This window comes from Exiguobacterium sp. s46 (genome assembly GCF_018618875.1).
In the GTDB taxonomy this organism is placed as follows: domain Bacteria; phylum Bacillota; class Bacilli; order Exiguobacteriales; family Exiguobacteriaceae; genus Exiguobacterium_A; species Exiguobacterium_A abrahamii.
In genome coordinates this window covers 422,167-436,627 of sequence record NZ_JACSMY010000001.1, presented here as the reverse complement: position 1 = coordinate 436,627, position 14,461 = coordinate 422,167, and the positions used below count along the sequence as shown (strand labels likewise).

The following is a 14,461-nucleotide window of genomic DNA, read 5'->3' as shown; positions in this document are numbered from 1 at the left end:
CGGAACAATTGTTCGCATAACTCATAATAAACACAGAACCCGTGTTCGGTCAACACAAAATGTCGAACAATTGTTTGTACGCTCATTTGTTCTATGTTATAGTGAATCTAGAAACATATATTCTTACATTTCAAACTTCAATCCAGAAAGAGGTGGCAATTCGTATGCGGAAAATGTCTAAGCGCCAACAAGAGATTCTCGACTACATCGTCTCTGAAGTGAAACTGAAGGGGTATCCACCATCAGTTCGTGAAATCGGAGAAGCAGTCGGACTCGCGTCTAGCTCGACGGTACACGGTCATTTGGATCGACTCGAGAAACGGGGAATGATTCGCCGTGACCCGACGAAACCACGTGCGATTGAGATATTGCTTGATAAGCCTGAAGAAATCACGGAAGCCATCGTCCATGTTCCCGTCATCGGGAAAGTCACAGCGGGTCTTCCGATTACAGCGATTGAAAATATCGAAGAACAGTTCCCGCTCCCTGCACATTATGTAGGAAACGAAACGGTCTTCATGTTGACGATCGATGGTGAATCGATGATTAATGCAGGTATTCTTGACGGCGATCGTGTCATCGTGCGCCAACAAAACACAGCAGAAAACGGAGAAATCGTCGTAGCTATGACCGAAGATAGCGAAGCGACGGTGAAACGGTTCTTCTTAGAAGATCAACAGGTACGTTTACAACCAGAAAATGACTCGATGGATCCGATGTATTTCGATAATGTCTCCATTCTTGGTAAGGTAATCGGCGTGTATCGGACGATTCATTGACGGAGGGACCAGTTACGACTGGTCTTTTTTCATGCCTTCAGGAAATGTACATGATACCGTCAATACCGTCGCACTGACGGGTTACGTTGCGTATTCGGTCGCAACGCAACAAACCGATTGGTTACCAACCGCCATCGGTATCGCTGTCGGTACCCTTTGGTTGTCACCCGACCTCGATTTAAAGTCAGAACCTTATTATCGCTTTGGACCATTTCGAGTCTTGTGGATGCCGTATGTCAAGATCATGCCTCACCGATCGATCTGGTCGCATGGACTGATCATCGGAGACATCATTCGGCTTCTTTATAGTGCTGCGATTCTGATTCCGCTACTATTTTTAAGTCTATATTTTCAGGTTCTTGATTCTGCTACGATTGATTCGTGGTTCGCTTCCCTGCCAGCTTTTGTTATTGGCATCATCGTAGCCAGCACGATTCATATCCTACTAGATTATTCCAGCAGTTGGTTTCGACCTAAAAAAAGAAAAAAACGTCGTCGGTAACACCTCTTTTGCTTGCTTGCAGGCAGTAAGAGGTGTTTTCTTATCCACTTTTACGTATCTTTAAACATCAAAATAAAAAATTTCCATTCCTATATTTCAATTATATGTATTGAAAACGTTCTCAAATCGGAGTAATTTAAAGTAGAAAGGCCATTATCTGCTTTAATCCAAAGGGAGGGTTTTTGCATGAATAACTTTGTATTGGAAATGATCGGTACGATGATCCTCATCCTGCTCGGGGATGGAGTCGTCGCCGGTGTCGTCTTGAAAAAGACGAAATCGGAAAACAGCGGATGGATCGTCATCACGTTCGCTTGGGGTCTTGCCGTCATGACAGGAGCATTCGTAGCTGCTGAAAGTGGAGCACACTTGAACCCCGCATTGACGATCGCACTTGCTTTGAACTCTGACCTACCGTGGGCAGACGTTCCGATCTACATTGCCGGACAACTTGTCGGAGCTTTCATCGGCGCCATTCTCGTTTGGCTTCATTACATGAAACATTTTGAAGCGACTGATGATCAAGCTGCAAAACTCGGTGTGTTCGCAACAGGTCCAGCGATTCGTCATACGCCGTCGAACTTGATTTCTGAGATCATCGGGACATTCGTTCTCGTCTTCGGTATCTTGGCACTCGGTTTAACGACGTTCGGAGACGGCTTAAAACCACTCATCGTCGGTTTACTCGTCGTCGTCATCGGTCTATCGCTCGGTGGTACAACAGGGTATGCCATCAACCCGGCTCGTGACCTTGGACCGCGTATTGCGCACGCTATCCTACCAATTCCGAATAAAGGTTCATCTGACTGGGGCTATTCATGGATTCCTGTCGTTGGTCCAATCATCGGTGGAGCGATTGCCGTGTTCATCTATCAATTAATCTACTAAGATCACGTCTCACTAACACATACCGCTCAAGGGGGATTTCGAAATGGAAAACAAGTATATCCTAGCACTCGACCAAGGTACGACAAGCTCACGTGCGATCATCTTCGATCACGATGGGAAAATCGTCAACTCGGCACAACGGGAATTCAAACAGTACTTCCCGCAACCAGGCTGGGTCGAACATGATGCAAACGAAATCTGGGGTTCGATTCTTGCTGTCATGGCTGAAGCACTCGGTACAGCAGATATCAAACCTGAGCAAATCGCTGGAATCGGCATCACGAACCAACGTGAAACGACAGTCGTCTGGAACAAAGAAACAGGCAGACCCGTCTATCACGCACTCGTTTGGCAATCGCGTCAAACGTCTGGTATCTGTGATGACTTAAAAGAACAAGGATTGAACCAGAAATTCCGCGATAAGACAGGACTTTTGATTGATGCCTACTTCTCTGGGACGAAAGTCAAATGGATCCTCGATAATGTCGAAGGTGCGCGTGAACAGGCGGAAAACGGTGAATTGCTCTTCGGTACGATCGATACGTGGCTCGTTTGGAAACTGTCTGGTGGAAAAACGCACATCACGGACTACACGAACGCTTCACGGACGTTGATGTACAATATCTACGAACAAAAATGGGATGAAGAGTTACTCGATATCCTCGGTGTTCCTGCTTCCATGTTGCCAGAAGTTCGTCAGTCGAGTGAAGTCTACGACAAAACGGTACCGTATCATTTCTTCGGTTACGAAGTGCCCATCGCTGGTATTGCGGGTGACCAACAAGCCGCACTCTTCGGTCAAACGTGCTTTGAAGCAGGTGAAGGGAAAAACACATACGGAACAGGTTGCTTCATGCTCATGAACACGGGTGAGAAAGCTGTTTCTTCTGATCACGGTCTTTTGACAACGATCGCTTGGGGCGTCGATGGAAAAGTGGAATATGCGCTGGAAGGTTCAATCTTCGTCGCTGGTTCTGCGATCCAGTGGCTCCGTGATGGACTCCGGATGCTGAAAAATGCGAAAGATTCAGAAGGTTACGCAACGAAAGTCGACTCAACAGACGGTGTTTATGTCGTTCCTGCCTTCGTTGGTCTCGGTGCGCCATACTGGGATTCAGATGTTCGTGGCGCAATCTTCGGGTTAACACGAGGAACAGATAAAGAGCATTTCGTTCGGGCAACGCTTGAATCACTCGCTTATCAAACACGCGATGTATTGACAGCGATGGAACAAGATTCTGGTATCGAACTGAAGACACTTCGTGTCGACGGTGGTGCAGTAGCGAATAACTTCTTGATGCAGTTCCAATCGGACATCCTCGGCGTTCCTGTCGATCGTCCAGAAATTAACGAAACGACAGCACTCGGTGCAGCCTACCTGGCTGGATTAGCTGTTGGTTACTGGAAAGATAAAGCGGAGATCAAAAAACAATGGAAACTGGATCACCAGTTCAAACCAGAGATGAAAGAAGACGATCGTGAACAACGCTATGCTGGATGGCAAAAAGCGGTGGAAGCGACTATGGTCTTCAAACCATCGAAATAAAACAATTAACCCGGTCCCTTTTGCAGAGGGACCGGGTTTTCACTGTCTTATAAAAACTACAATAAAGTCATTTTAAAAGTCATTTTTCTAACACCAAACTCAAAAGTGTCGCCTCAGCACATACATCATAATTCTTTGTGCTACTCTTTCGCATAGAGGAGTTCACATGTATTCCTTTCCATATATAATGTGGATCACTCATTTTTCTCTAGCATGATCATGTCGATCGCCTGTATTCCGTTCTCCCAGATTTCCTCTGGATACGACCGAAAAAAATCTTTTTTTATATCATATAGCCGGAAACCAAGCTTTTGGTAGAAAGCTAAATTATCAATACTCGAATTAGCCGTTCCTACGATGAAATGATGATACTCTTGTTCCATATATTGTTCGAGCGTTAATGAGATGATCCTCTTTCCTAACCCTTGACCCTGTTGTTCTTTTTTGATGGCGACGTTTTTTATTTCCATTGTATCTTGATTAATTTTGGTCATAGCAATAACACCCACTACATGCCCAGATGAATCTTCGAGATAATACAGGTCACCGTTAGGTAAATATTCATAAATCTTATCGATAGATTCATCAGCCAGTAATAATAAGGGGATGAATGTCTGCTTTTTGATTTCAGTGTCTGCTTTCCTTAACGTATAACTCAAGAACTCACCTCATTCTTTACATTCTTTTACTGTCCTATTTATGTACATGCATTATGATAACAATTTTCATAGCACCATTTCATTCAGATATGAAAGAATCCCCATTGCATTGAAGCAAAGGGGATTTGATCCTTATTTGCTAAACTCTTTTTTCAATCCGTCTTCAATCTCATCAACGGATTTCGACTGTCCGCTAAGAACAGCTGCTAAAAACGCGCCTTCGACGAGTGGTGCGTCGATAAACCGAACCGTCCGTTCGCCACTGTATAGTTCAAGGGCCAGTTCCGTGTTCATCGTCGCAGAACCGATATCCGTTAAAACGACTCCATCATCGTCCAGTGTATTCAGTGTTTCTTCGATTCGCGTCGCGTCCGTTCCAATGCTACCGTCCTCAAGACCTGCTGCTATTAAGACTGGCGTATCCGGTGCCATCTCTGCTAACAGTTCCTTTAGTCCAGTCGCAAGCTTTTCACTATGGGAAACGAGTACAAGATTAACCATGAAGCACCTCCGCGATTTCGCCGAGTAACAACGCACTCGATAGACTACCTGGGTCCTGGACGCCTTCCGTCGCTTCACCGAAGTAAGACGCACGCCCTTTCGTTGCGATGCGCGCTTTCGTATCAGCAAGCGCTTGATCGATTGCCGCTTTCAAATCCCCTTCTTGCGAGAGCGCCTCTTGGAACGGTGTCCAAATATCGACCATCGTCTTTTGACCGAATTCCGATTTCCCACGCGATTTGATGCCTTCCGTCGCTTCATGGAAAGCATCCGCGAGTTCTGCACCTTCAACTTCTGTTTTCCCTTTGAACGCACCAGCGAACTTAACGAATGCCGTGCCGTACAAAGGACCGGATGCCCCACCGACCGTCTTGATCAGCGTCATCCCGACCTCTTTCGATAAAGCTCCTAAGTCCTCATACTCGCCGTGTTCTTCTAACGTCTTTTGGACTGCTTGGAAGCCACGTGACATATTGATCCCATGGTCCCCGTCACCGATTTCCCGGTCAAGGTCCGTCAATTCATCCTTGTGCTGTTCAATCTGTTCCGCTGCCTTGATGAGCGCGCTTCGTAACTGTTCCGTCGTCAACTTCATCTTTGTACACCCCGTTTATCTAAATTAGAATCCAATCGCTTTCGTTTCTGCATCGAGATACCCAAGCAGTTCATCATCCACTGGTAAGAGCGTGATTGAGAATCCGTGCATCTCGAGCGACGTCATATAGTTTCCAACGAACGAACGGGCAATCTCGTAACCGTGTGCCTGAAGTTCTTCCGCGACATATTTATACGTGATATACAGTTCGGATTCTGGCGTTCCACCCATCCCATTCACCATGACGGCGACTTTTTTGTCTGGTACCTCTTTCGTCAAACGATCGAGCAACTCTTTGACGATCGCATCAACGGAAGCGACTGCTTTTCGTTCAAGTCCTTTTTCACCATGGATCCCGATACCGATTTCCATCTCGTCATCATGCAACTCAAAGCCTGGTTTGCCACTCTCTGGCATGTAACATGGTGAGAGTGCCATTCCGATCGAACGAACGCCCTGGATGACTTTTTCCGCGACTGCTTTGACTTCACTCAGTGATTTCCCTTCTGCAGCCGCAGCTCCGGCAATCTTATGGACGAAGACCGTTCCCGCAACCCCACGACGATCCTCTTCCTTTTTGATCGCAATGTCATCATTGACGACGACCGTGTCGACTTCGATGTCCTCGAGTTCAGCGAGTTCCTTTGCCATATCGAAGTTCATGACATCACCCGAGTAATTCTTGACGACGAGTAAGACACCTTTTCCACCATGGGCTGCCTTGATGCCTTCGAGCACCATATCCGGTGTTGGTGACGTGAAGACTTCCCCACAAACAGCCGCAGCAAGCATGCCGTCCCCAACGAATCCAGCATGTGCGGGTTCATGCCCACTTCCCCCACCAGAAACGAGTCCGACTTTTCCATCAAGCGGCACTTTCCGTGCGACGACATTAACACCTTCGACCTTTTTATACAAATCAGGGTGAGCTAGTACGAGTCCGTCGACCATGTCTGACACGAACCGGTTTGAATCTTTCATTAATTTGTGCATGAAAAACGCTCCTTTACCTAACTGATTTTGCCGTACCACTTAGTCTTTACCACCAAATCAAGTCGAATATGTCGAAAAAAATGATGAAAATATTGACCAGTTGGTGACGTTATTCCGCATGAGTGCTATGCTCTTAAAAAAGAGGAGGAATCGAATGTCATCAGCCTTTCAAGCAGGTGTCCGTGCCTGTCTACCCACTGTCCTCGGATATATCGGCATCGGCTTCTCAGCTGGGATCGTCGGTCGTGCCTCCGGCTTATCCCCTCTTGAAGTCGGATTCATGTCCGTCTTCATCTATGCCGGCGCCGCTCAGTTTATCATCACGAGTCTCTTACTATTAAATAGTCCTGCTTCTGCCATCATTCTGACGACGTTCATCGTCAATCTCAGGCACTTGTTAATGAGTCTGACGCTTGCGCCACATGTTGAGACACGTCATCTCCGCGACCGCCTCGGTACCGGAACGCTACTAACGGATGAGTCGTTCGCTGTCGCGATGAACACTGCGCAAAAAGGGAAGCTCTCCCCGTCCTTCATGCATGGCTTGAATCTGACTGCTTACTTCAGCTGGATCGTCGCAACCGTTCTCGGCGCCCTTGTCGGCAGCTGGTTTCCTGATCCTGAGCGCTTCGGTCTCGATTTTGCCCTGACAGCGATGTTCATCGGCTTATTGTACTTACAGTTTGAAGGGGAACGTTCCCGTATTGCCGTGAATAGTTGCCTTTTACTGATTGTCTTACTATTGCTTTACATAACCATGCGCTACTTTTCTCCAGAAGTCGCCGTTCTTTGCGCGACGCTCGGTGGTGCAAGTATAGGAGTCGTGATCACACGATGGAAATCCGCCCAGAATTAATTGCTCTTTTTTTAGCTTGTGGACTCGTCACATGGATTCCACGCGTCTTACCGTTTCTCGTCCTTCATGGACTGACGTTACCGCGCCTCGTAACAGAATGGCTCTCGTTCATTCCGGTCTGCCTGCTTGGTGCCCTCTTTTTTCAGAATCTCCTCATCGCTCAAGATGAGGCGTTTCCGACGGTTTCGACGCTTCATGTCTTCGCCGCCCTCCCGACCATGGCGGTCGCGATTTTCAGTAAAAGTTTATCCTGGACGGTCGTGATGGGTGTCGTCACGATGGCGTTTCTACGATTGTATCTGTAAGCAACTTATTCATCTTTAGCCTATTTCGATGTATCTCTTGTGTTATCCTTATAATAGAAATAAATGGATAGTGAAGGAGGTCCTGATATGCCAAATAAGCAGTTTATACCCTATTTGATATTGTTGTGCGCCATTTTTCTAATCGCGAGTCAAATGGATCTACCTTATATGCTAAAACAAGGACTGGTCGTGCTGTACGTCGTCGCCTATTTCGGTACGATGATTGTTTCTCGCAAAATGAAGGTCAGGGATCATAAACAATGACTCGAAAAAATCTCCTCTGGTCTTAAGAGACTAGAGGAGATTTTTGTGTTCACGTATTTGCTTGTACGTCCTGATAATCCGATTGATGTTCAAACTCTTTTTTCGCAAACGGACATAACGGCAACAGTTTGACGTTTGCTTCTCGGGCCCAGTTGACGATCTCGGCAACGAGTTGTTCCCCGATCTGTTGATTGCGGTGCGCAGGATCGACGTATGTGTGATCAATGATCCACATGCCGTTGTTCGTGTCGCTGTAAGTGATTTCCCCAATCACTTCACCTTCCTGGTGGGCTTCGATTTTACGTTCCGCTCGTTTCAGCTCCATTTGCTTCCCTCCGTTCGTAAGATAAGGCGCCGCTCGGACAACCGTCGACGACCCGCATGACGTCTTCGACTGGTGCTCCGTCCGCTTCAATCCAAGGACGCCGCTTGACATCAAAGACAGTTGGTAGACTTCGTACACAATGACCAGAGTGAATGCAGACTTCCGAATCAAAATAGACCGTGATCTCTTTGCCTTCATATCCTTTTTTCATGATGTATCGTCTCCCTTTCTTTGTACTCTTGTATCTTTCCACATCCTTGACTCAATCCCTGTCGACGCTATGAAAAAAGCACTTCCGGACAGAAGTCCAGAAGTGCTTGAGTTGGATTAGAACAAGACCATGTACTGATCGCGTTCCCATTCCGTGACTTGCGTCCGGAACATATCCCATTCGATTTCTTTCAATTCAACGAAGTGTTCTGCGATGTGATCGCCGAGAGCGTGCATGACGACGTCATCCGCTTTCAAGACTTCGAGTGCGTGGCTGAGTGTTGATGGAAGATCATCAATTCCGTTCGCAACGCGTTCCGGTTTATCCATGACGTAGATGTTACGGTCGATTGGAGCCGGTGCTTTCAAGTTGTTCTTGATTCCGTCAAGACCTGAAGCGAGCAATGTCGCAAGCGCAAGGTACGGGTTCGCTGCTGGGTCGACTGAACGAACTTCGATCCGAGTCGAGAGTCCACGTGCTGCAGGAACACGGACGAGTGGTGAACGGTTACGTGCTGACCATGCGACGTAGCAAGGCGCTTCGTAGCCAGGAACAAGACGTTTGTATGAGTTGACTGTCGGGTTACAAACCGCTGTGAACGCACGAGCGTGTTTGAGGATACCTGCCGTGAAAGCACGTGCATCATCCGACAATTGCATGTCTTCGTTGCCTTCATCGAAGAAGACGTTCTCGTTGCCTTTGAAAAGCGACATGTTCGCGTGCATGCCTGATCCGTTGACACCGAAGAGTGGTTTTGGCATGAATGTCGCGTGCAAGTTGTGCTTCGCAGCAATCGTCTTGACGACGAGTTTGAACGTTTGGATGTTATCCGCTGTCGTGATCGCATCTGCATATTTGAAGTCGATTTCGTGCTGACCTGGAGCGACTTCGTGGTGTGATGCTTCGATTTCAAAGCCCATGTTCTCGAGCTCGATGACGATCTCTTTACGGCAGTTTTCACCGAGGTCGACTGGTGCGAGGTCGAAGTATCCACCTTGGTCGTTCAATTCAAGTGTCGGACGACCTTTTTCATCTTTCTTGAAGAGGAAGAATTCTGGCTCTGGTCCAACGTTGAATGATGAGAAACCGAGCTCTTCCATCTCTTTAAGTACCCGTTTGAGCTGACCACGTGGGTCTCCTGCGAACGGCGTGCCATCCGGATTGTGGATGTCACAGATTAAACGTGCAACTTTCCCTGTTCCATCTTCTGTCCATGGGAAGACGACCCATGTGTTCAAATCTGGGAAGAGATACATATCTGATTCTTCGATCCGGACGAATCCTTCGATCGATGAACCATCGAACATCATTTTGTTATCAAGTGCTTTTTCCAATTGGCTTACTGGAATCTCAACGTTCTTGATCGTTCCGAGGATATCTGTGAACTGTAAGCGAATAAAGCGTACATCCTCAGCTTTAGCGATTTTCAAAATGTCTTCTCGTGTAATGTTGCGACGTGTCATGTGACAAATCCCCTCTCCGATTCGTTTTTATATGGTTACAGGTCCTTACTTGAAGAAACGCCCGAGCTCACCTTGGATGAGCGACGTCTTTCCATGTCGTCCTGCTTCCTTCAATTCATTTTTCAGGAGTTTATACAATTCGCCGTCAGATAGTTCCGGGCGCGTCTCGACGACGCTCTCCGCAACGCGTTCGCGTTTGACGAGATCGTTTTCAAAAATCAATTTGATCCCTGCGATATTCAGTCCCTGATCCAGGTATTCCTTGATCGACAACAGACGATCGACATCGTTAAACGAATAGAGGCGACGCTTCGTCTCTGTCCGCTCCGGTTTGATCAGTCCTTGTTCTTCGTAGTATCGGATCTGGCGGGCAGATAACGCGGTCAACTCTTGAACGACTCCGATGGGAAATAGTGGCTTGGACTGGCGTGATGAGTCTGCCATGTGGTTCCTCCTTTTTCCTTACTCCATGAGAATAAACCTCTGTCAGGCAACTTGTCAAGCGATGTAAGAAAAGTTAACACAACTTTTTTAATCACTTTACATGAAGTCGTTCAGAGGTCTTTTCACGAGATATTCTAGTATTAAACGTTTTTTTCTGGAATTAATTGTTTTTCCATCAAGTGATTGACGGCTGAGATGATGGCAATCTTGACGTGGCTATACGTCAAACCACCTTGGACGTACGCGGTATAGGGCGCACGGATCGGACCATCCGCTGACAACTCAATCGATGATCCTTGTACGAATGTTCCTGCTGCCATGATGACATCGTCCGCATATCCCGGCATATAATCCGGAATCGGTAACGCATGTGCATTGACGGGTGAAGCAGCTTGAATCGCTTGACAGAAGGCAATCATCGGCTCCGGCGCATGGAACGAAACCGATTGAATCAAATCCGTCCGTTCTGCCGTATGATGCGGTGCCGTATCAAAGCCGAACTGACCGAGCATGCTCGACGTGAACATCGCGCCCATCAACGCTTGGCTCACCGTATGTGGTGCCATATAGAAACCTTGATACATATCCGGAAGTGCGGATAACGATGGACCGGCTTCGGCGCCAATCCCTGGCGTCGTCATCCGGAACGATGCCCGTTCGATCAAGTCCGTTCGACCGACGAGATAACCGCCAGTCTTCGCAAGACCACCACCCGGATTCTTAATCAACGACCCTGCCATCAAGTCTGCCCCGACGTGCGTCGGTTCGATTGTCTCGACGAATTCACCGTAGCAGTTATCGACGAAGATCAGTACGTGCGGATGGACAGCTTTGATGTTGGCAATCGCTTCTCCGATCTCGTTGACCGGCAGACTGCGTCGCGTCGCATACCCTTTTGAACGCTGAATCCCGACGACCTTCGTCTGCGGTGTGATCCGTTCGAGAACGGCCGGTACGTCGATCGTCTCGGCGTTTTTCATCTCGACGACATCATACTGGACGCCCAGTTCCTTTAATGAACCGCGTCCGTCACCACGAATTCCGACGATCTCTTCAAGCGTGTCGTATGGTTTTCCTGTGATATATAGCAATTCGTCTCCTGGCAATAACAAACCGAACAACGCGATACCGATTGCATGGGTTCCGCTAATGATTTGCGGACGACAAAGACCGGCTTCCGCACCGAAGACATCGGCATAGATCCGTTCGAGCGTATCGCGTCCTTCATCGTTGTAGCCGTAACCTGTTGACGGCATGAAGTGAAAATCACTGACCTTGTGACGTCGGAACGCATCGAGGACACGGAATTGATTGTATTCCGCGACCTCTTGCGCTTTCTTGACGTACGGGGCGATTTGTTCCTCCGCCCGGTCAATGAGCGGACGGAGCGTTTCGTAATGGGTTAATTCTGAGACCATGTTTACACCTCGTATTGTTTCAATGTCGCGTATAGACGCGTATCTTTACGCAAGTAACCTTTTAGAATGACGGAACCATCTTCTTCGAACGATTCCTTCAAATTCATCATGACTTCCTTCGCCGGATTGTAATGGGCAAATCCGTCAACTGGAATGCGAATCTCGAGATACTCGAGGATTTCGCTGATCGAACGTTCGATCTCTTCGATCAAGCGCTCGATATCCTGCGGGTCAAGCGCAGAAATCAGCAGTTTTCCACCTGTGAACAAGCGGTTCAATTGATCCTTCTTGTTGTAGACTTCCAGTTGCGGAATGTCACCGGCACCGAGTTCATCGAGGACATCGTTCGTCGTCTGCATCTGATTCAAGTAATGCTCACTCGACGCATCAACGACATGGAGGATCAAGTCGGCTTCCAGCACTTCCTCGAGTGTCGAACGGAACGCCGCGATCAACTTCGTCGGGAGATCTTGAATGAAACCGACCGTATCCGTCAGGAGGATTTGACCACCTTCCGGCAAATCGACTTGACGTGTCAACGGATCGAGCGTCGCGAACAACTCATCCTTCTCGTATGTGTCGGCTTCTGTCAACCGGTTGAAGATCGTTGATTTGCCGGCATTCGTATAACCGACGAGCGCGATTTGGAATGTCTGGTTCTCTTTGCGGCGTTCCCGGTAACGGGCACGGTGCGCGACGGATGTCTCGAGTTGTTTCGAGATCTCATCGACCCGACGCCGGATATGACGGCGGTCCGTCTCGAGTTTCGATTCACCTGGTCCACGCGTCCCGATTCCGCCACCAAGACGTGACAGTTGTGTGCCCTGCCCGGCAAGACGTGGTAAGAGATAACTCATCTGTGCCAGTTCGACCTGCAATTTCCCTTCGCGTGACTGGGCTCGGCCAGCGAAGATATCGAGGATCAACTGCGTCCGGTCAATCAATTTGATGGCTTCCGGGTCCGACAAGGCGATCCGGATATTCTTCATCTGACCGGGCGTGACCTCGGCATTGAATATGATTAAATCAGGTTCAAGTTCGTCTGCTAAAGCAACGAGTTCTTCAACCTTTCCTTTTCCGATGAACGTACGGCGATCAATCGCTTGTCGTTTTTGATCCAGACGACCGACGACGACACCATGCGCAGTCGTTACGAGTGCTTCGAGCTCCGCGACCGATTCTTCATAGACATGGTCCGGGACACCGGGGAGCTGGCAACCAACGACGATGACGCGTTCTGACATAATATCATTCCTTTCACGAGTAAAGACGTACTGCGCCCTTTATCATACCACAGGCACCGGTTCGTCTGAACTTTTTTGGACAGGAAACATCCGTTCGGTTTATGATGGAAGAAAGATTACGATAAGGGGAGGAAAACCATGGTACGCGAACAGTCGTATACGCTTCCAGAGTTCATTGAACGCTATTTGTTTTATCTAACGACAAGTGGACGGCAACTTTCGACCGTCCGACGCTATCGCTATGATCTCATCGAAGTCCATCGTTATATGACGGATGTCGACCAACCACTCGAGACGATCGACGATTTCAAGGCGATTTCAATCGAGACGTGGAAGACGTTCATCAATGAGTACTTGATCGAAGAGAAACTCTACCAGCAAGCGACGGTCGCTCGAATCGTCACCGTCATCAATCAAGTCAATTACCAGATTCGGCAAACGAAAGCGAAGCTGATCGAATACGCACAACCAACGCACGAATTAACGGCAAAACACGTCGCTTCCTTCAAGGAATACGAGCAATTGGTGCGGACGAATCAATCTGATCGCGGCTTGACGGAACATCAATTGAAGGCACGTCCGTTTTTAATCGATCGAAACGAACTGATCCTTCGATTGTTTTATCGCTACGGCTTACGTGTCCATCACATCATTGGTTTGAAGATGCATGACCTCAATTTCGCCCAGCAAGAGATGACCGTTCATGATCGACTCGGCAATCGTTACCTGCTTCACCTCGAGCGGGAAGATCAAGACATCATGCTGCGTTACCTGAAGACGATTCCGGAGCCGGTCCGCCCCCGTTATCACAGTACCGATCCCTTTTTCGTCGCCTTCGACTTTGCTCGGATGACATTCCGCTGGGTCTACAGCAAAAATGCACCGAAGCAATTGTCGATCGTCATGATCACGAAGATGATGCGTCAGCTGAATGAACGGTCGGATAATAAACGGATCTTGACGCCGTCGATGTTACGCAACAGTTTTATCCTGAAAACATATCAGGACGAGATGACGAAGGAAGAACGCCTACAGAAGACATGCCTCTATAAGGATGTCTCGCTCCGACGTTATGAAGAAGCAGTCGAGGAACTGACACCATTACTGTAACGACACGTTTACGATGGAGTGAAGCAACTGTCATTTTTCGCTTCACTTACGAAGCGCCACACCTGAATGAAACCTAAAAAAAAGACGACCCCCCGGTCGTCTTTTTGCTTAGCGAGAGACTTCTTGTGTCTCTTCTTGCTCATATAACGTCACGTTGCGCGCTGGTGCGAACGTCGAGATCGCGTGCTTGTAGATCAACTGCTGTTTGCCTTCGGACTCCAAGATGACCGTGAAGTTATCGAATGACTTGATCAGCCCCCGTAATTGATACCCGCTGATTAAGAAAACCGTTGTCGGGACTGCATCTTTCCGTAATTGATTTAAAAAGACGTCCTGAATGTTGTATGTCGCTTTCATG

General features: G+C 48.0%; 18 protein-coding genes. 7 read left to right on the top strand and 11 right to left on the bottom strand.

Annotated elements, in window-relative coordinates; genetic code table 11:
* Positions 1–164 precede the first annotated feature (164 nt).
* The 4 genes from lexA (at position 165) to glpK (ending at position 3,715) form a co-directional block, all read left to right on the top strand.
* Positions 165–779, top strand: a complete 615-nt coding sequence (lexA, locus tag KNQ08_RS02225; protein WP_023467770.1) for a transcriptional repressor LexA — start codon at positions 165–167, stop codon at positions 777–779.
* A gap of 31 nt (positions 780–810) precedes the next feature.
* Positions 811–1,281 (top strand): metal-binding protein, encoded by a 471-nt coding sequence (locus tag KNQ08_RS02220; RefSeq protein ID WP_058704278.1) that lies wholly within the window; start codon positions 811–813, stop codon positions 1,279–1,281.
* 186 nt (positions 1,282–1,467) lie between these two features.
* Positions 1,468–2,169 (top strand): MIP/aquaporin family protein, encoded by a 702-nt coding sequence (locus KNQ08_RS02215; protein WP_149427048.1) that lies wholly within the window; start codon positions 1,468–1,470, stop codon positions 2,167–2,169.
* 43 nt (positions 2,170–2,212) lie between these two features.
* A complete protein-coding gene (gene glpK, locus KNQ08_RS02210; RefSeq protein WP_047391182.1) occupies positions 2,213–3,715 on the top strand; it encodes a glycerol kinase GlpK in 1,503 nt (500 codons plus the stop codon).
* Positions 3,716–3,909: 194 nt separating this feature from the next.
* Here the strand turns inward: glpK and KNQ08_RS02205 are convergent, their stop codons facing one another.
* The 4 genes from KNQ08_RS02205 to dhaK all read right to left on the bottom strand — a co-directional run bounded on the left by KNQ08_RS02205 (position 3,910) and on the right by dhaK (position 6,463).
* Positions 3,910–4,374 (bottom strand): GNAT family N-acetyltransferase, encoded by a 465-nt coding sequence (locus KNQ08_RS02205; RefSeq protein WP_214804480.1) that lies wholly within the window; start codon positions 4,372–4,374, stop codon positions 3,910–3,912.
* Positions 4,375–4,506: 132 nt separating this feature from the next.
* Positions 4,507–4,875: a dihydroxyacetone kinase phosphoryl donor subunit DhaM gene (gene dhaM, locus KNQ08_RS02200; RefSeq protein ID WP_023467765.1), complete on the bottom strand. Its 369-nt coding sequence runs from the start codon at positions 4,873–4,875 to the stop codon at positions 4,507–4,509.
* Positions 4,868–5,470: a dihydroxyacetone kinase subunit DhaL gene (gene dhaL, locus KNQ08_RS02195; RefSeq protein WP_029341247.1), complete on the bottom strand. Its 603-nt coding sequence runs from the start codon at positions 5,468–5,470 to the stop codon at positions 4,868–4,870. The genes dhaM and dhaL overlap by 8 nt, the downstream gene beginning before the upstream one ends.
* A 24-nt stretch (positions 5,471–5,494) precedes the next feature.
* Complete coding sequence (gene dhaK / locus KNQ08_RS02190) at positions 5,495–6,463, bottom strand: dihydroxyacetone kinase subunit DhaK (protein ID WP_023467763.1); 969 nt, start codon at positions 6,461–6,463, stop codon at positions 5,495–5,497.
* A 154-nt stretch (positions 6,464–6,617) separates the two neighbouring features.
* On the opposite strand from dhaK, the gene KNQ08_RS02185 reads away from it, so the two are divergent.
* Both KNQ08_RS02185 and KNQ08_RS02180 read left to right on the top strand, forming a co-directional pair.
* Positions 6,618–7,319, top strand: a complete 702-nt coding sequence (locus tag KNQ08_RS02185) for an AzlC family ABC transporter permease (RefSeq protein WP_214804478.1) — start codon at positions 6,618–6,620, stop codon at positions 7,317–7,319.
* On the top strand, positions 7,298–7,624 hold the full coding sequence (locus tag KNQ08_RS02180) for an AzlD domain-containing protein (protein ID WP_050678345.1): 327 nt from the start codon (positions 7,298–7,300) through the stop codon (positions 7,622–7,624). The genes KNQ08_RS02185 and KNQ08_RS02180 overlap by 22 nt, the downstream gene beginning before the upstream one ends.
* Before the next feature lie 313 nt (positions 7,625–7,937).
* Here the strand turns inward: KNQ08_RS02180 and KNQ08_RS02175 are convergent, their stop codons facing one another.
* The 6 genes from KNQ08_RS02175 to hflX all read right to left on the bottom strand — a co-directional run bounded on the left by KNQ08_RS02175 (position 7,938) and on the right by hflX (position 12,993).
* The gene (locus KNQ08_RS02175) at positions 7,938–8,213 is read right to left on the bottom strand and encodes a GNAT family N-acetyltransferase (RefSeq protein WP_035398130.1); all 276 of its coding nucleotides are present in this window, start codon (positions 8,211–8,213) and stop codon (positions 7,938–7,940) included.
* Positions 8,188–8,424 (bottom strand): (4Fe-4S)-binding protein, encoded by a 237-nt coding sequence (locus KNQ08_RS02170; RefSeq protein ID WP_050678346.1) that lies wholly within the window; start codon positions 8,422–8,424, stop codon positions 8,188–8,190. The genes KNQ08_RS02175 and KNQ08_RS02170 overlap by 26 nt, the downstream gene beginning before the upstream one ends.
* 116 nt (positions 8,425–8,540) lie before the next feature.
* The gene (glnA, locus tag KNQ08_RS02165) at positions 8,541–9,887 is read right to left on the bottom strand and encodes a type I glutamate--ammonia ligase (protein WP_023467759.1); all 1,347 of its coding nucleotides are present in this window, start codon (positions 9,885–9,887) and stop codon (positions 8,541–8,543) included.
* 45 nt (positions 9,888–9,932) lie between these two features.
* The gene (locus tag KNQ08_RS02160; protein WP_023467758.1) at positions 9,933–10,331 is read right to left on the bottom strand and encodes a MerR family transcriptional regulator; all 399 of its coding nucleotides are present in this window, start codon (positions 10,329–10,331) and stop codon (positions 9,933–9,935) included.
* 140 nt (positions 10,332–10,471) lie between these two features.
* A complete protein-coding gene (locus tag KNQ08_RS02155; protein WP_214804476.1) occupies positions 10,472–11,749 on the bottom strand; it encodes a methionine gamma-lyase family protein in 1,278 nt (425 codons plus the stop codon).
* Positions 11,750–11,751: 2 nt separating this feature from the next.
* Entirely contained in the window at positions 11,752–12,993 is a 1,242-nt protein-coding gene (gene hflX / locus KNQ08_RS02150) for a GTPase HflX (RefSeq protein WP_214804474.1), read from the bottom strand.
* Positions 12,994–13,131: 138 nt separating this feature from the next.
* Here hflX and KNQ08_RS02145 point away from each other — a divergent pair, with 138 nt between their 5' ends.
* Entirely contained in the window at positions 13,132–14,103 is a 972-nt protein-coding gene (locus KNQ08_RS02145; RefSeq protein WP_214804472.1) for a tyrosine-type recombinase/integrase, read from the top strand.
* 108 nt (positions 14,104–14,211) lie between these two features.
* On the opposite strand, the gene hfq is transcribed toward KNQ08_RS02145, so the two are convergent.
* Positions 14,212–14,460, bottom strand: coding sequence for an RNA chaperone Hfq (gene hfq / locus KNQ08_RS02140; RefSeq protein ID WP_023467753.1), 249 nt, complete (start codon positions 14,458–14,460; stop codon positions 14,212–14,214).
* Position 14,461 lies beyond the last annotated feature (1 nt).